Consider the following 17,216-nt stretch of genomic DNA (forward strand, 5'->3'; position numbering starts at 1 on the left):
CTTTAGAATTAACCCTCAAATTGATTGATGATAACAATGAAGCAGCATTTTTTATTATTGATGTTTATGGTATTTCTACTGGGCGGATGCACCAGCCTCTATCAGAAAGGCCAAAATCAGTTTCTGTCTGGAGAATATCAGCTTGCCATCAATACATTTGCCAAGGTATTGGCAGAAGATCCTGAAAATAAAGAGGCAAACTTTTACGTAGCAGAAAGCTATAGACTCTCCAATAGGATTGAACAATCCGCTCCATACTATCAAAAAACCTTAGGCGAAGACGAAAATTACGAGCAATATTTTCGCTTGGGCCAAAGTTTAAAAAGCCAGGGGAAATTTGAGGAAGCTGAAGAAGCCTTTAAAAAAGCCAAGGAATTGACGTTGGATGACACATTCCAAGCGGAATTGGACAGAGAGATCTCCAATTTGAAAAAAGTCGAAGAAATCAAAGAGTATTGGCCCTACATCCAAATAGAGAACTACAAATTGCTCAACACCCCTGGCTTGGATTATGGCCCCATTCTCAGCGAGGATTTTCTGTATTTCACGAGTTCCAGACAAGCTTCAGGCATCTATCCCTCCACAGGTCAGGGCTACACCAAACTCTTCCGAACCAGAGCGGATGGCATCAAGGTAGACGTTCAGAACGTACAAGAGCTTCCCGAATTCAGAAATGAAGAGGGACTGAACCAAGCCGACATTGCCATTAGCCCTGATGGGAATACAATCATTTATGCGAGGGGAAACTCTACCTCCAGCAAAGATCTTCCCGACGTCGCATTATTCGCCTCCTACTTCAGAGGTGCCGCTTACACACAACCCATTTGGATGCCGGTAAATGAGGATGAATTCTACTGGAACAGCAATCCCGCATTCAGTCCAGATGGCAATGAACTTTATTTTTCGTCCAATCGCCCAGGGGGATATGGGGGAAATGACTTGTACAAAGCGACCAAGCTTGCCAATGGGGATTTTGGAAACCCTGTGAATATGGGGCCACAAATCAACACTCCAGGCAACGAAATGTATCCAAGACCTGCTCCTGACGGCAAGTTTTTCTTTTCATCAGATGGTCATCCGGGACTGGGGAAGTTGGACCTTTTTGTCGCTGAAAAAACCGATGCCGGATGGGAGGTCAAGAACCTTGGCCCCAATGTCAATTCGGTAGGAGACGATTTTGCCCTTTCCTTTACCAAGTATCCACTTGAGGGATTCCTTTCCTCCAACAGGGAAGGTGGTCAAGGCGGAGATGACATTTATTATTTCGAAGACAAGACTCCCAAAGCAAAAATCATCAATGTATTCCTGACCGTAACTACCAAAGAGAAAAAAGAGGACGGTTCAGAGCCCATTCTGCCCCAAACTAGGGTCGCACTTTATGATTCCCTCAACAAAATGACGGGAGGGGATTTCTCCAACCAAAATGGAACCATCAGGTTTACACTGACCCCAAATCAAAAATTTGCCTTGATTGCCTCCAAAAACGGCTATTTCTCGAAGAGCATCACTTACAATACGACAGGTAAAACACCAAAACCAGAGGATTTGATCCAAGATGTCACCAACGTGACTTTGGATACCACCATCGTTTTGGAACCCTTGATTTTGGAAAGATCCATTGTGCTTGACAATATCTATTATGATTTGAACATGGCAGACATCAGACCTGATGCAGCTTTGGAACTCGATAAATTAGTCCAAATCCTAAAAGACAATCCAAGTATCCGCATTGAATTGAGTTCACATACAGATGCCCGCGCCAGTGATGCCTATAACGATGCCCTTTCCCAAAGAAGAGCTGAATCCGCCGTGGCCTATTTGGTTTCAAAAGGAATTGTCGCTACCCGATTGATCGCAAAAGGATATGGAAAACGACAATTGATCATCCAAAATGCACAGACCGAAGAAGAACATCAGGTCAATAGAAGGACTGAATTTAAAGTCATTGAGATCACAAATTGAACCATAAATAAGCCTAAGGTTTTCTAGTGGGTGTTGAAACTCAAGAAAGTCAGACCATTTGGAAAAAAACGAATTTAACCGATATCGTGTAACTAAAAACTGAAAATACTTGACTGATTATAAAGTAATTGTGATGGAATTGAATCGGTAATGCATAACACGGGTTAAAAAGCTCCATTCACAAAAAAAGGACCTCGCCAAATGAAATGGGCAAGGTCCTTTTTTTTTGTCAGGCCTGGGCTTTGCAAAACATGCCCACAGGCATTTGAACCCGAAATATGCATTAGGTTTCCAAATGAGATCGAAACTGCAAGAAAATCAGACTATGGTCAGACTAATTCCTAACACCAATAGGATGAAGTCAAAAACAATCAACAACTAATTGGACATCGGTTAGTTATACTATTGAATTGAGTTCGTAATCCATAAAACGGGTTGACGCTTTATTTTCTCATTCTGCTCCAAACCTTATTGGTAAAACTTGGTCGATCCTCCATTACATTCAATTCGTCCTCACTGACCCTTTTCACGCTTTCGATGGTATAAAAGGCCTTGTCATTGAAGGATTTCACTTTTTGGATATATTCCGGAAGAGCTTCCCTTTTCATCACCGTAAAAAGCAAGTTGACTTTTCCAAACCTTCCCTCTGCTCCAACACTTGTAAACCGAAAATCTTTGTTTTTCATATATTCTATCAATTCCGGCATGGGTGTCGGAGTAATCACCCTGACCAATACTCTTCCAAGCGCCAGTTTTTCCTCAATGGTCATCCCCACGAAAGTTCCCATCGCAAATCCACCAGCATAGGCCAAGTAGGACATGGGATTGTCGATATTTTGAAAAATCTGACCAATGGCCAAAAGCCAAATCATTGCTTCGAAAAACCCCAGAATTGGTGCGATTTTCTTCTTCCCGTTCAGCATAAACATGATCCTGAGGGTATTGATGGACACGTCACAGACCCTTGCGGAAAAGATCAACAAAGGCATGAGTACATAATTGAACACTTCTTTGGATATTCCCAAGGAGATAAAATAGTCTTGCATGGCTGGTCTTGAATTTTTTTGCAAAGGTAACAGCTTACCTCGGATCAAACAGGAAAAACCTGGGATAAAAAATATTGGTGGATAGCGGACTTCCAAAACACTGAAAAATTGTCTCTGCTTTAATTCGAATCCTTTTTAATTTGACTTAATTTTTTTTTGAGAGGACTTCAAATCCAATCACCCTTGCCCTTCCGGATTTTACCCCAAAAAACACAAATAGGAGTGTGCAAAACAGCATAAGATAGATCAACAAATCCCAGTTTCCAAACATGTCAAAAGCGAGACCGAAAAGAAGCGGACCCAGTGCAGCAAGATAATAACCCGTGGATTGCGCCATTCCCGAAAGGGATGCAGTCGTTTTTTCGGATTGTGTCCTCAGGCCAATGATCATATACGCAAAGGAAAGACTGGCACCGGTAGCGATCCCAACCAAAGAAAGTCCGATGTAATTGACCAAAAGCGTTTGTGAAAAGAGACTTGAGAAGCCGACAAAATACAAACCTCCCAAGCTCCAGGCCAAAGGGACTTGATCCTTGAATTTCACGCCCACAATCGGCGCCAAAAAAGATGCGGACAATCCGATGATCTGCATCAGTGATAGGACCAAGCCCGCCTCCACCTCAGACAATCCGCGAGAGATCAACATGTCTGGCAGCCATGCGATAAGGGTGAAAAACATCAGTGATTGGACGCCCATGAAGGTACTAATCTGCCAAGCCAAACGGGATTTCCAAACATTGATGGCTTTGTCTTCCTGAATCAACTGCACCTTAACCTTATGATTTCGGATCTGAGGAATCCAAAATAAAATTCCTAAAATAATCAATCCCGTCCAGCTGAACAACGAGCCTTTCCAGCCCCAACCAAAATCCAGAGCCATCGGCGCACTGATTCCGGAAGCAATCGCGGCAAAGAGGATCATCCCTGAGGTAAATGCCCCGGTTGCAATTCCGATTTTATCAGGAAGCCTATTTTTAATGAAGGGAATCAAAAGCACATTACAGATGACAATACCAATCCCTGTCAGCCCTGTACCAAAAAACAACAGCCAAGTCCCACCCATTATTCTGATGATGGTTCCCAAAAGAAGAATAAGCAAGGCAAAGAAAATGGCTCTTGCGATACCCAGCCGCTTTCCTATTGCTGCCGAAAAAAGAGAAAAGGTCGCAAATGTCAACAAAGGCAATGTGGTCAGAAACCCTGCCCAAGCATTGGACAGTCCCAATTCGTCGCGAATCATCGGGATCAAAGGTCCAACTGCAGTAATGGAAGGCCTTAGGTTAAAAGAAAGCAACAATATGCCTAAAAATAAAAACCAGGGGCTTGAAAGGAAATTGATTTTTTTCATTCGGTGGGAATAAGCGACAAAAGTGGCAAAAAGATCACATTATATCTTCTTTTATGCCCTAAAGAAAAGAGACTGGAACAAAAAAAACCAAGGAATCGAGTATAATTCAAAAGAACTATGCTCGATTCCTTGGCAAATCTAGGATTTTGGACACTCCGGAAATTTGTGAAATTCTGTCTCAGCAATATTTAAGATGGGGAAAATCCACCCCTAATCCTTTCAGGTATTGGATTCTACCAAATCGGCAACGCAATCCACCCAGGTGTCATTGGAATTCAAACTCGGGACAAGCTCCCATTCTTCGCCCCCCAGTTCTTCGAATTTTTCCTTGTATTCTTCACCCACTTCCACAATCGTCTCCAGACAATCCGCCACAAATGCAGGGGAAAAAACGAGTACTTTTTTTATCCCTTTTGCTGCCAATTCCTTGATGACATCTTCTGTGTAAGGTTTGATCCAAGGATCATTTCCCAAACGGGATTGGAAACAGGTCATCACCTTGTCTGCTGGTAGCTGCATTTTTTCGACCAAAAGCCTAGTGGTATGGAAACACTGTCCTCGATAGCAGAATTGATTTTTCTTGGTGTAATTGCCACAGCATTTGTCACTGAGTTGGCAATAACCCTCTACAGAACCTTTTCGAATTTGTCTTTCCGGCAAGCCGTGATAAGAAAACAGAAACATGTCATATTCTGCCTTGTCCATCATTTCCTTGCCGACCTCAGCCCAAGCCTGGAGAAAAAGTGGATGCTCTACAAAGTTGTTGACAAAAGAAATACTGGGGACTATTTGCCATTCTTTAGCGATTTCCATCACCTTGTCCGCTACCGAACCATTGGTTGCGGAAGCGTACTGGGGAAACAAAGGGAGGACAATGATTTTCTTTACATTGGCTTTGTTCAGGTTTTTTAAGCCATTCTCAATGCTTGGAGTTTGGTAGCGCATGGCCATTTCCACCACATATTTTTCCGGATCCAGTTTTTTTACCAGTTTGTCCCGCAGATCTTCCGTGTGAAAAAGAAGTGGAGATCCCCTTTCAGTCCAAAGTTTACGGTATTCCTTTGCGGATTTGGGCGCCCTGAAAGGAGCAATAATCAAGTTGACCAACATCCATCTGGGGATAAATGGGAAGTCAATGACTCTCCAATCCATCAAAAACTCCCTCAAATATTTTCTCACATCACCGGTGGCCGTACTGTCGGGCGTACCCAAATTGACAAGAAGGACACCTGTTTTTGCTTTATTTTTGCTCATCGAATTTTTAAAATGTAAAACATCATTATGAATAACCAAAATTAAGCCCTTTGGTTAGAAATTATCAAGGGGCATTTCCGGATATTCCCACGCATTTTTTTCTTATACAAAACCCGCGATTAAGCCAACTTATTTTTATTCATTGCCCACTTCATCAAAGGCCCACTCGTCATACTCGTCACCAAGGCCATTACTACCAAGGCAACGAAAAGTTTCTCGCTTATCAGCCCTGCTTCTAAGGCGATAAGGCCCAAAATAATCTCCATCGCACCCCGGGCATTCATGCCAAATCCAATGGCAAAAGATTCCCATTTACTCATGCCCCCTTGTAATGCACCAAAACCACAACCGATCACTTTTCCTACATAAGCGACAACGATGACTACGAACACTAATAACGGGTCAAAATTCGTGAAAAAATTAACCTTTAATCCAATGGAAACAAAAAATACGGGTGCAAAGATATTGTTCACAAATTGGTGAATAATTTCCTTTGCTCTTTCTGTCATATGTTTGGAATCACCGATAGCTACTCCCAAAATAAAGGCACCAAAAATGGCATGAATACCGATGAATTCTGTAAAAGCTGCCGCAAGAAAACAAGCTGCAAGAGATAATGAAATCAAACCACCAGGCCAGGCCAACCTTTTATTTATCCAAGGCAGAACTTTATTGATAAGAGACTTTCCAATGGTTATCATAAAAACAGCAAAACCTACCGTCAATAAAATGGTATAACCAATACCTAGTGTGTTCGCTTCTTTCCCCATAAAACTCAAGATGATTGAGAAAATCATCCATCCAATGATATCATCCACCATCGCAGCGGAAACTATCATCATTCCCATTTTACTTTTAAACAAATCCAGATCCATCAAGGTCCTCACAATTACCGGAAGTGCACTTATCGCCATTGCGGTACCCATAAATAATGAAAATAATAGCCGGTTTCCTTCTACAAATCCAAAAAATTCAGCAAAGAAAAAGGGTGCTATAAATCCAAAAGCAAAAGGAATGACCAACCCAAAAAAACTAATGCTTAGCGCTTTTTTCCCTTGTGAAAGAACAATATTCAATTCCACCTCCAATCCAGCAATAAACAATAGCAGTACCACTGCTATCTGAACATATCCATCCAAAGCAATATTACTCATTTGATTTGAATTGAATAAGAATTCAAACATTCCGGGAAACAAACTTCCCAAAATGGTGGGACCCAAAAGGATCCCCGCAAGAATTTCTCCCACAACTGCTGGTTGTTTGAGTTTCCTTGCTATTTCGGCAAAAACTCTTGCCAAAATTAACATGGATGCCAGTTGCAGTAAAAGATTAACTACTTCACTATGGGAAAGTTTTTCCATTTAGACACTATATTTCTTTATGATTAAGAGGTTGCACGGTAAATCACCTAATATATCTTCCAGGTCGTGCGAAAAAATCCTATCAAAAATCCCTAAATTTCCTTCATCACCTACAATCAACAAATCAGCTTTAATATCTTCTGAGAATCTCACCAATTCAGCAGCCCATTTGCCACAGGTTATTTTGATATTGACTTTTAAATCCCCTTTATCTAAATGTTTTAGTATGTTTTCCACATAAATCACTTCTTCTGCTACCAGTTTCTTTCGGGTAGCAGAAACTTCATCGCCACCACCCTCTCCTGCTGTCGCCATCTGGAAACCATACATTTTGATTTCATTCACGATAAAAACTTTCTTGGTTTGCTCCAATTTACACCATTCCAAGCCCTTTGCGATGACATACGGAGTCTGTTCCTGCTGGGTACCATTGATCACTACCTTTTGAAATGGATTGGGATCAAATGATGGTTCTATCAAGGTAAGTACAGAACATTTGGATTTTCGAATGATTTTTCGCGCAATCGACCCCAAATAGTATTTGAAGAAACCTTCATTTTTTAAAGCTCCTGCGACAAGAAGGTCCACACCCTCTTTTTCGCAAATCTCGATGATCTTTTTAACGGGTTTGCCTGTCTCCCAAACCACCTTGGTTTTGGCTAGATCGATATTGTGTTTTTCAAGGATGGTTTTCAGATTTCCCTCCTCTAACTGTGACTTTTCTCCTATATGGATCAAGAGCAATTCGGAATTAAAAAGATCTTTCAATCGCTTTGACTCACAGATCAAAGCCTCCATCCTGGGAGAAAAGGCAATCGCGAGTGCTATTTTATGAAACATAATGGCAAATTTTTTTTACTTGCAAAGTAATTAAATTTTTGCCTTTTAATGCACATAAAGGCCCTTGATTTTAAGAATACTTTTCCCTTCCCCACTTATCCTATTGTACCGCCATTCAAAAACGCCTCATTCTTTGTACCCAAAGCCCGTTTATTTATCCATGTATTTTTTGTAACATAGATGCGCCAAGCTGTATCCAAGATTGTATTCTCAGGTCGTTGAAGGCTATAAATCCAAACCAAATTTGCTTTATGAAAAAAATTTATCTTTCTCTGGTTATGGGGGCAGGAATCCTGTTTTCTCCCCACATTTCCAGTTTTGCCCAAGGGGATTATCCCACATTGAGCCAAATCGACCAGCGGCTTAAGGCCATTTCTGGAAGCGGTAGTCCCGCAAAACTCATCTCACTCGTCAAAACCGAAGGAGGAAAGGACATCTGGGCCCTAAAAGTAGGAACCGGCGACATGGACAACAAACCTGCCCTGGCTTTGGTCGGCGGAGTCGAAGGTTTTCATGTCTTGGGTGTGGAAATGTCCCTTCGATTTGCTGAAAACCTAGTAAAAGAAAATGCTTCGGCACTTGAAAAAAACACATTTTACATTTTCCCCAACATGTCACCGGATGCCTATGCGCAATACCATGCATCCCTGAAATATGAAAGAAGAGGCAACGCCGCCAAAGTGGACCAAGACCGTGATGGCAGGGTCAATGAGGATGGATATGAAGACCTGAATAAAGATGGTTTCATCACCATGATGCGGGTGGAAAGCCCTGTGGGGGAATATGCCGCTTCCGAAGACGATGATCGGATAATGGTCAAAGCCGACCGATCAAAAGGTCAGAAGGGAAAATACATGCTTTTCCCTGAAAGCCGCGACAATGACAAAGACGGTAAGTTTGGGGAAGACCTATTGGAAGGTGTTGCATTCAACAAGAGTTTGCCCTATAAATTCCCTGCATTCCAGCCGTTGGCAGGCGAATTTGCCGTTTCCCAACCAGAAGGAAGGGCGCTTTTGGACTATTTGTTTGACCAATGGAACATTTTTGCCTTTGTCACTTTCAGTCCAGCCAACAATCTCTCCAGCCCAATGAAACACAATTCGGCTGATGCCAAGAAAAGGATCGTGACTTCCATGCTTGAAAATGATGTGGCACTCAACGCGATGGTCTCTGGCCTCTACAATGACGGAGTGACCCAGAAAGCCTTCAACCAAACCAACCAAGGAACAGACGGTGATTTCTTCCAGTGGGCATATTTCCATTTCGGGAGATTGAGCTTCTCTACACCGGGATGGTGGATTCCAGAAGTCAAAAACGAAGAAGGTAAATCCAATGCCAACATGGATGTGAATTTCATGACCTGGGCCACAGCCGAGGGGCAAAGTGATGTTTTTGTCCCGTGGACAGCCATACAGCATCCGGATTTCCCCAATCAAAAAGTGGAAATCGGAGGAATTAAACCCTTCGTACGAGTGAATCCGCCCTTTGCAAAAGTGGATGAAATTGCCGCAGAACACAATGCATTCATCCTCAAATTGGCGGAAATGAGACCAAATTTGGAGTTTCACAATGTGCAGACTGAGAAATTGGCGGGGAATCTTACCCGAATTTCAGTTGATTTGGTCAACAATTCGACACTACCCTCACATTCCGAAATGGGGTTAAAATCAAGATGGTTGAGAAAAATAAGGGTCGACATCAATAAAGATGCGAAAGACCTGGTGGCAGGAGACAAAATGAAGTTGATCGAAAAGCTGGAGTCCTACGAAAAAACCACTCTGACTTGGATAGTCAAAGGCTCCGGAAATGTCGACATCAAGGCAGGAGCGCCACATGTCGGATTCGCCAGCTTGAATGTCAAACTCTAAATCAGCAACACCATGAAATTTATAAACTGCATCTATACCGCTGCTTTAGGAGCAGCCCTCACCCTGGCGGCAACGCCGGAATCCAATGCGCAGGATAAATATTTCCGCGCCATTGGGACGCCCCATACCCCCAAAGTACAGGTTTCCTGGAACAGGTACCACACCAATCTCGCCTTGGAGGAAATCATGCGGGATATGGCAAAGAAACACCCCAACTTGGTCAAGATGGAAAGCATCGGGAAATCATTTTTGGGAAATGACATTTGGGTGCTCACCGTCACCGATTTCAAAACTGGAAAACCGGAGGACAAACCCGCCATGTGGATCGATGGGAACATTCACTCCAATGAAATCCAAGGAACGGAATTCACGCTGTACACCGCATGGTACCTCAGCGAAATGTTTGGAGATCTAGACTTCATTACTGAACTCCTTCAGGACAAGGTTTTCTACATTGCCCCTACCATCAACCCTGATGCACACGATTATTTTATCAAAGAGCCAAACAACCAAAATTCGCCAAGGTCAGGCATGATGATTTTTGACAATGACGGAGATGGGGAATATGGAGAGGATCCTTTTGACGATTTGGACAACAATGGGCACATCACCATGATGATCCGGAAATCACCAACCGGACGCTATGTCAAGGATCCGATGGATCCAAGAAAATTGACGATGGTAGCACCTGAGCAAAAAGGAGAATATGAAATGCTCGGGTATGAAGGATTGGACCGAGATGGAGATGGCGTGGTCAATGACGACGGGATTGGCTTTTATGATCCCAACAGGGATTGGGGCTGGAACTGGCAGCCAGATTATGTACAAAGAGGAGCCCTCAGGTATCCTTTCAGCGTCCCTGAAAACCGTGCCGTCATGGAATTTGTCATGAAGCATCCCAACATTGCGGGTGCCCAAAGCTACCACAACTATGGAGGGATGATATTGAGAGGTCCAGGTGCACAGGAAGATATCGACACCTATAATGCAAGTGATGTCCGCATCTATGATGCCATCGCCAAGAAAGGGGAAGAATTCATGCCCGGTTACCGCTATTTGGTGGTGTACAAAGACCTCTATTCTGTCTTTGGAGGCCAATTGGATTGGTTCTATGGTGGAAGAGGCATCTTCACCTATTCCAACGAATTGATGACTTCCTATCTTTATTTCCACAAAGAAGCTGGGAGATACAACCAAGACGAACAACTAAAAGTGGATTCCTACCTGACTTTTGGAGATGCTTTCGTGAATTGGAAGGAATTTGACCATCCACAATTCGGCAAAATCGAAATCGGTGGTTTCAAAAAGAATTTCGGACGCCTTCATCCCGGATTCTTGATGGAGCAGGATGCACATAGAAATTCTGCTTTTACGATCTACCATGCCTACCATACTCCAAAACTGAGCGTGATGGATGTCAAAGAAGTGGATTTGGGAAGTGGTTTGAAAGAAGTGACCGCCACCATCTACAATGAAAGATTGATGCCCACCCATTCCAGTCAGGATCTGAAGTACAAAATCGAAAAACCTGATTATATCAGCATTGTCGGTGCCAAGGTGGTGACGGGATTTGTAGTGGAAAACCAAGATTTCAACAAGGTTACGGAACAAAAAGTCAATCCGGAAAAAATCGCAATAGACAACATCCCAGGAATGGACGCGGTAAAAGTACGCTGGATAGTATCCGGAAACAGCAATTACAGCATCCATGTGGAATCCGCCAAAGGAGGTAAAGCGAGTTGGAAAAAATAAGACTCAGAGACAAAATCCTAAGTCAATGAAAAGGCCATCGGAAGCAAAAGTTGCTCCGATGGTTTTTTTATGCTTGAATTGTGGGAAGAATATATTGGCTCCAAGATTGGCTATACCCTCGAAAGAGATGGGACAGATGAATCAATTTAACCCGAATTCTAAGACATTGAAAAAGTAAGGTAAAGCAGCTAACTTGACGTAAGTAAGATGGAAACAAGCAAAAGGTTTCCAAATGGGATTGAAACTGAAAGAAAATCAGCCTTTTAGGAGAATAATTCCTGACACCAATAAGGTGAAATCAAGAATAGTCAGCATCCAATTGATTGTCAATCAATTACAATATTGCGTTGAGTCCGTAATGCATAAAACGGGTTTCACAGGGTCGGTTGGATGTATTTCCAATTGAAAAAACGATTCTCCTTAGAACATACAACACAGAAACATTTCGTAAGCATCCCAACCAAAAAAAAAGTCTAAGGCCTGTTCAAACTCCAATCCTCACCATTCATTGTGGGGAAACCGGGCAACAATCCCCGTAAAAAGTGCCGGGGATAAGACAGAATTTATTTTCTAAAATCCTTGGTAGAAAAAGAATGAAGTCCTACATCCATGGGTAATTCACTTCCATTGTGATCAAACAAACCCCTTAAGCGCCTTTAACAGATCCCGTTTTGTCATCACGCCTCCTTTTCTCCAAAGAATCTTGCCTCTCTTGAACAATATAAAATGGGGAATAGACCTGACCCCAAACTGAAGCGATGCTTGCGGACTTTTGTCTACATTCAATTTGATGATTTTGATCTTTCCGTCCAGTTCGTTGGAGACCTCCTCCAGTATGGGAGACATGGTTTGGCAAGGTCCACACCAATCCGCATAGAAGTCCACTAGAACGGCTTCATCAGAATGCTGAATGATGTCTTTGAATTTCTTTTTTGGCATATTTTCCTATTCAATTATTCCCAAAAGTTACACTTTTCAAAAAGCAAAAGCATCATTTTATCCCGTGTTCTGCATCACCCACTCCATTCCATCTTGAAACTGCTTATTTATGGGCCGCTCATTTTCGGTTTTTGGCTTCACCATAACGTCACTAAGCCAAATTTTCTGAATAGTCTGGTTTTCTTGCAGTTTCAGCCCTCATTAGGATATTGTAGATTTCGGATTTAAATTAAAAAAGCCCGCTCCTGTGAGGAGCGGGCCAATCAAATGCTATCGAGAAATCAATTAATTATTGCCCTGGAGCTTTTGGAATTTCAACACCCAATTTGGTCAAAACCAACTCAGTAAATTTGTCTTCGTCTTTGGTGTAAAGCAATATTGGTGATTGTCCCGCAGTTTCAGAGAAGATGTGCGTGTAGTTGTTTTCAGCAGCTACAGCATTGATCGCATTGAAAACTTTTGCTTGGATCGGCTCCAAAAGTTCCTGTAGTTTCTTCTGGTAAGAAGTCTGAGCATCTTGCTCATATTTCTGAAGATCTTGTTGGATTTTTTGAAGTGAGGCCTCTTTTGTTCCTCTGGCCTCTTCGGTCATGGTCGCAGCAGATTGCTGATAAGCCTGTACCTGTTTTTGGAAATCCTGTGCTTTGGTTTGGATATTGGTTTGCAGTTGTGCCTGATAATCCTGGATGTCCGCTCCGATTTGTTCCATCTCTGGCATCAGATCCATTATGAGTTCCACATTGGTATAGCCGATCTTCAGATCTTGAGCATTCGCCGCAAATCCTACGCAAAACAAAGCGATTGCGGAAAGGATAATTTTAATTTTCATCATTTTCGTGTTTATTTATTTTACTTGTTTTCAATTCCTAGTTCTTCAAGCACAAATTCGGAATAATCATGCCTTGGATCTGTATAAATCATCAGGGGACCTGATGCCTTATCAAACAGAACCGCCAACCCATTCCGTTTACAAACCCTATCTATTGCATCGAAAATTTTCGATTGCAAGGGCTGTAACAATTCTGCCTGCTTTTGATAATACTGACCATTCATTCCAAATACCCTGTTGTTGAATGTCACAGATTCTTTTTCTTTGACCTTGATGACTGCCAATCTCTCCTGATACATTTCCTCTGTCAAAAGGACTTCTTCGGCTTTAAGACTGACATACAACTCTTTTATTTGGTTATCCAAATTTTGTGCCTCTTTTTTCCATTCATTACTTAAGGCTGACAACTCATTTTGAATGACCTTATAATCAGGATGTTTATTCAGTAAAAATTCGGAGTCAATGTACCCGAATTTTTGTGCTGCTGCCTTTTGGGCAGGAATTGCCAAACCGATCAGGACTGACAAAAACAACAACCTGATTAGCTTATCCCTCATTATCTGAATTGTTGCCCGATGGTAAAGTGGAATTGTGCGCCACTTGGCGTGCTCTGCCCTGGAGCTGGATCAAATCCATATCCCCAATCAATTCCCAACAATCCAAAGGCTGGCATAAATATCCTTGCACCAACACCTGCTGATTTTTTAAGGTTATACGGATTAAACTCAGCATAAGATCCCCAGTTGTTTCCTGCCTCTGCAAATCCCAGAAGGAAGATTGTAGCCGAAGGATTTGGGGAAACCAAGAACCTCAGTTCCATTACGTGTTTGTTATAAACGATACCACCGTAGCCGTCAGTTGAATTAGGGTCGCCTCTTGTCAATGCCCCAGGAGTAAGTACCTGATTTTCGTAACCTCTCAATCCTACGATTTCCTGTCCGAGCGCAAAGTTATTGAAGGTCATTCCATCACCACCCATCACGAATCTTTCCAAAGGAATCATACCGATCCGGTCTCCATAAGAGCCCAGGAAGCCCATGTGTGTTCTGGCACTGACAACCCATTTGGAGGAGCCAAATACTGGGGTATAGAACGTGGCGTCAAACATCCACTTGTGATATTCCAGCCATTTGAAACGTTCTTGATCGGGAGATTCCCGATTGATGTTTTTATTCAAGGAGGAATACGGAGGAGTAAACGAAGTTGTCAAATTGATATTTGATCCCATCCTTGGATAGATTGGGTTATCCACATTGTTTCTCGCAATGGTTGTGTTTAGGGCCAAACTATTTGATTTTCCTGTTCCGTAGCTCAATCCGAATTGGCGACCAAACTCGTTGAAATCATAAATTTGGAAAGCCAGTGCATTGCTAAACATGAAGTAATCATCCGGCCATGTCACCCTTTTGGATAAGCCAACTGTTGCTCCAGTAATCTTGAAAAAGCCAAGATCCTGGGCTTGATTGCCTTGACTAAAGTAATCCACTTGTCTCTGAACCGAGTGGTTGAAACTGAAACTTAAAGCATTTGGCTTCTTCCCACCAAACCAAGGTTCGGTCAGTGAAACACTGTAGTTTTGAAAAGCCTTTCCATTTGCCTGAACCCTGAGGGACAGTTTTTGACCATCACCTACCGGAAGCGGTCTCCATTTTTCAAAGTTGCGAATATTTTTGATGGAGAAGTTATTGAAGGTCAAACCGACCGTTCCTACAAATCCAAAGAAGCCTCCCCAACCACCGGACAATTCAATCTGGTCATTTGGTCTTTCTTCCAAGATAAACGTAATGTCCACCGTGGCATCCTCAAAGTTTGGACGCATGTCCGGCTCGATTTTCTCAGGGTCAAAATATCCCAATGTGGACAATTCCCTAATGGTCCTGACCAATAAGCTTCTGTTGAATTTCTGGCCCGGAAGGATTCGGATTTCCCGCATCACCACATGGTCGGAGGTTCTTTCGTTTCCTTGGATGGAAACTGAATTCACCGTCACTTGTGGTCCTTCGAATATTCTCAACTCAATGTCTATGGAATCTCCCTGAACATTGACTTCCACGGGATCAATACTGAAGAACAAATAACCATCATCTTGATAAAGTGAACTTACATCATCTCCCTTTTGTGGATCGTAATTCAATCTTTTGTCAAGCTTCTCCTTGTTGTAGACATCACCCTTGGCTATTCCCAGTTTGGATAGCAAAATTGGGTTTTCGTAGATATAATTTCCGGTAAAGGTGATATTCCTGTAATAGTACTTGTTTCCCTCTTCGATGTTAAGGTCGATATTGATGGTGTTGTCAGTATAGGCATAAACCGAATCCCTCAAAATCACGGCATCTCTGAAACCCCTCGAATTGTAAAAATCGATTACTTTTTCCTTGTCTTCCCTGAAGTCTTTGGTGACGAATTTCGAAGCATTGAAAAAATTAAGTTTGAAATTCTTGTTGATGTAATTTTTTACTTCCTCATCGGAAACTGGATTTCTGTAAACGATCGCTTCTTTGGCTGATTTAGCGTCGGTATTGGTAAACCTGGAAATCAGATCCCTAAAAATGTGAAGCCTTGCGTGCTCTTTGGTGTTCTTAAGTTTTCCCTTTACTTTTTTATCGGAAATGTCATCATTGCCAGCGATTTTGATTTCATTGATCTTCACCTTGGATTTGGTATCCACATCAAATTTGATTTTCACACTGTTTGGCAACGTGGTATCTCGTTCTTGCGAAACCTTGACCTCAGCATTCAAAAATCCCTTGTCCACAAAATATTGTCTGATATTCCTTTGGGAAGTATTCAAAACATCATCCCGAACTACTCGTCCACGAATCTTGACTTTATCTTTCAATTCTCCTTCTTGGGTTTTGTTGACCCCTGAGAATTCGACGCGACTGAATCTTGGTCTTTCTGTAAGATCCAGGAGCAGATAGATATCGTCGCCTTCCACTTTGGTCACCAATATTTTCACGTCTCCAATGATTCCTTGGGCCCATAACTTTTTCAGGGCATAAGAAATCGCATCTCCTGGAACACTGATGACATCATCCACCTTCAATCCCGAAAGGGAAATAATGGCGACTTCATCCAAAGTCGCCAAACCGACGGCCTTTATTTCAGCTATCCTAAACTTTTGAGGTTTTGAATAATTCAATTCCATGATATCCACCGGCTTAAGGGAGGTATAGCGGCTCTGTCCCAAACGGATTTGAGCCTGGAGAGAACCCACAGACAAGAACAAGAATAGGATAATTATACTTCTTTTCATATTACGATTTAATCTGTGCACCCGTCTTGCCAAACCTTCTTTCTCTGTTTTGAAAGTCAAGAATGGCTGTGTACAAGTGTTCTTTTCTAAAGTCCGGCCAAAGCACATCGGTAAAATGTAGCTCTGTATAGGCCATTTGCCAGAGCAGGAAATTACTGATTCTAATCTCCCCGCTGGTCCTGATCAACAATTCCGGATCAGGAATATTTTTGGTATCCATATGGGCAGAAATCAATTCCTGCGTGATGTCCTCTATTTTAAACTGTCCTTCAACTACTTTTTTGGCAATGTCCTTTATGGCTGTCTGTATTTCCCATCTTCCACTGTAGCTCAATGCCAAGATAACCACCAGACCAGTATTGTTGGAAGTGAGGTTTTTGGCCTCTTCCAATTTATCCTGACAGCCTTTTGGAAGGCTTTTGATGTCCCCGATGGAAGAAAGCTTGATGTTGTTTTTCATCATGGTGGGCACCTCATCTGCAATGGTATTGACCAAGATTTCCATCAATGCATTGACTTCATCCGTCGGCCTAGACCAATTTTCGGTGGAGAATGCATACAATGTGAGATACCCCACGCCCAATTCCGCCGATCCTTCAATCGTTTCCCTGACCGCGGCAATGGCATTCCTGTGCCCAAAAATCCTCAGAGCACCCTTCTTTTGGGCCCATCGGCCGTTACCGTCCATGATTACCGCTATGTGTTGGGGGATCTTTGTACTGTCTATTAATTCCTTCATTCCTTATAAATCCGAATGCACT

At 42.4% G+C, this 17,216-nt stretch carries 13 protein-coding genes; 3 read left to right on the forward strand and 10 right to left on the reverse strand.

All coding sequences use genetic code 11. The features are described 5' to 3' along the window. Positions 1-66 precede the first annotated feature (66 nt). Complete coding sequence (locus Q7J63_RS07905) at positions 67-1,962, forward strand: OmpA family protein (RefSeq protein WP_370691876.1); 1,896 nt, start codon at positions 67-69, stop codon at positions 1,960-1,962. Between the two features lie 443 nt (positions 1,963-2,405). Here the strand turns inward: Q7J63_RS07905 and Q7J63_RS07910 are convergent, their stop codons facing one another. The 5 genes from Q7J63_RS07910 to Q7J63_RS07930 form a co-directional block, all read right to left on the reverse strand. After that, positions 2,406-3,008 (reverse strand): DUF2179 domain-containing protein, encoded by a 603-nt coding sequence (locus Q7J63_RS07910; RefSeq protein WP_019596194.1) that lies wholly within the window; start codon positions 3,006-3,008, stop codon positions 2,406-2,408. Positions 3,009-3,153: 145 nt separating this feature from the next. After that, positions 3,154-4,356 carry an MFS transporter gene (locus Q7J63_RS07915; RefSeq protein ID WP_019596193.1) on the reverse strand — a complete coding sequence of 401 codons (1,203 nt, stop codon included), beginning with the start codon at positions 4,354-4,356 and terminating at the stop codon, positions 3,154-3,156. Between the two features lie 219 nt (positions 4,357-4,575). Beyond that, complete coding sequence (gene hemH, locus Q7J63_RS07920; RefSeq protein ID WP_019596192.1) at positions 4,576-5,610, reverse strand: ferrochelatase; 1,035 nt, start codon at positions 5,608-5,610, stop codon at positions 4,576-4,578. A 119-nt stretch (positions 5,611-5,729) separates the two neighbouring features. After that, complete coding sequence (locus Q7J63_RS07925) at positions 5,730-6,971, reverse strand: cation:proton antiporter (protein WP_022582387.1); 1,242 nt, start codon at positions 6,969-6,971, stop codon at positions 5,730-5,732. Next, entirely contained in the window at positions 6,972-7,811 is an 840-nt protein-coding gene (locus Q7J63_RS07930; protein ID WP_304885230.1) for a universal stress protein, read from the reverse strand. A 251-nt stretch (positions 7,812-8,062) separates the two neighbouring features. Here Q7J63_RS07930 and Q7J63_RS07935 point away from each other — a divergent pair, with 251 nt between their 5' ends. Together Q7J63_RS07935 and Q7J63_RS07940 are read left to right on the forward strand one after the other, a co-directional pair. Then, complete coding sequence (locus Q7J63_RS07935; RefSeq protein ID WP_304885232.1) at positions 8,063-9,679, forward strand: M14 family metallopeptidase; 1,617 nt, start codon at positions 8,063-8,065, stop codon at positions 9,677-9,679. 12 nt (positions 9,680-9,691) lie between these two features. Next, positions 9,692-11,431, forward strand: a complete 1,740-nt coding sequence (locus Q7J63_RS07940; protein WP_304885234.1) for a M14 family metallopeptidase — start codon at positions 9,692-9,694, stop codon at positions 11,429-11,431. 633 nt (positions 11,432-12,064) lie between these two features. Here the strand turns inward: Q7J63_RS07940 and trxA are convergent. The 5 genes from trxA to Q7J63_RS07965 form a co-directional block, all read right to left on the reverse strand. Next, complete coding sequence (trxA, locus tag Q7J63_RS07945) at positions 12,065-12,370, reverse strand: thioredoxin (protein WP_019596186.1); 306 nt, start codon at positions 12,368-12,370, stop codon at positions 12,065-12,067. 289 nt (positions 12,371-12,659) lie between these two features. After that, positions 12,660-13,202 carry an OmpH family outer membrane protein gene (locus tag Q7J63_RS07950; protein WP_304885237.1) on the reverse strand — a complete coding sequence of 181 codons (543 nt, stop codon included), beginning with the start codon at positions 13,200-13,202 and terminating at the stop codon, positions 12,660-12,662. A gap of 17 nt (positions 13,203-13,219) precedes the next feature. Continuing rightward, complete coding sequence (locus tag Q7J63_RS07955; protein WP_019596184.1) at positions 13,220-13,756, reverse strand: OmpH family outer membrane protein; 537 nt, start codon at positions 13,754-13,756, stop codon at positions 13,220-13,222. Then, a complete protein-coding gene (locus Q7J63_RS07960) occupies positions 13,756-16,455 on the reverse strand; it encodes an outer membrane protein assembly factor (RefSeq protein WP_304885239.1) in 2,700 nt (899 codons plus the stop codon). The genes Q7J63_RS07955 and Q7J63_RS07960 overlap by 1 nt, the downstream gene beginning before the upstream one ends. A 1-nt stretch (position 16,456) precedes the next feature. Further along, on the reverse strand, positions 16,457-17,194 hold the full coding sequence (locus Q7J63_RS07965) for an isoprenyl transferase (protein ID WP_019596182.1): 738 nt from the start codon (positions 17,192-17,194) through the stop codon (positions 16,457-16,459). Positions 17,195-17,216 lie beyond the last annotated feature (22 nt).

This window comes from Rhodonellum sp., from assembly GCF_030656585.1.
GTDB lineage: Bacteria > Bacteroidota > Bacteroidia > Cytophagales > Cyclobacteriaceae > Rhodonellum > Rhodonellum psychrophilum.

Coding starts and splice junctions, on each gene's coding strand:
- Q7J63_RS07905 (WP_370691876.1), top strand. CDS start 67: ATGGTATTTCTACTGGGCGGATGCACCAGCCTCTATCAGAAAGGCCAA.
- Q7J63_RS07910 (WP_019596194.1), bottom strand. CDS start 3,008: ATGCAAGACTATTTTATCTCCTTGGGAATATCCAAAGAAGTGTTCAAT.
- Q7J63_RS07915 (WP_019596193.1), bottom strand. CDS start 4,356: ATGAAAAAAATCAATTTCCTTTCAAGCCCCTGGTTTTTATTTTTAGGC.
- hemH (WP_019596192.1), bottom strand. CDS start 5,610: ATGAGCAAAAATAAAGCAAAAACAGGTGTCCTTCTTGTCAATTTGGGT.
- Q7J63_RS07925 (WP_022582387.1), bottom strand. CDS start 6,971: ATGGAAAAACTTTCCCATAGTGAAGTAGTTAATCTTTTACTGCAACTG.
- Q7J63_RS07930 (WP_304885230.1), bottom strand. CDS start 7,811: ATGTTTCATAAAATAGCACTCGCGATTGCCTTTTCTCCCAGGATGGAG.
- Q7J63_RS07935 (WP_304885232.1), top strand. CDS start 8,063: ATGAAAAAAATTTATCTTTCTCTGGTTATGGGGGCAGGAATCCTGTTT.
- Q7J63_RS07940 (WP_304885234.1), top strand. CDS start 9,692: ATGAAATTTATAAACTGCATCTATACCGCTGCTTTAGGAGCAGCCCTC.
- trxA (WP_019596186.1), bottom strand. CDS start 12,370: ATGCCAAAAAAGAAATTCAAAGACATCATTCAGCATTCTGATGAAGCC.
- Q7J63_RS07950 (WP_304885237.1), bottom strand. CDS start 13,202: ATGATGAAAATTAAAATTATCCTTTCCGCAATCGCTTTGTTTTGCGTA.
- Q7J63_RS07955 (WP_019596184.1), bottom strand. CDS start 13,756: ATGAGGGATAAGCTAATCAGGTTGTTGTTTTTGTCAGTCCTGATCGGT.
- Q7J63_RS07960 (WP_304885239.1), bottom strand. CDS start 16,455: ATGAAAAGAAGTATAATTATCCTATTCTTGTTCTTGTCTGTGGGTTCT.
- Q7J63_RS07965 (WP_019596182.1), bottom strand. CDS start 17,194: ATGAAGGAATTAATAGACAGTACAAAGATCCCCCAACACATAGCGGTA.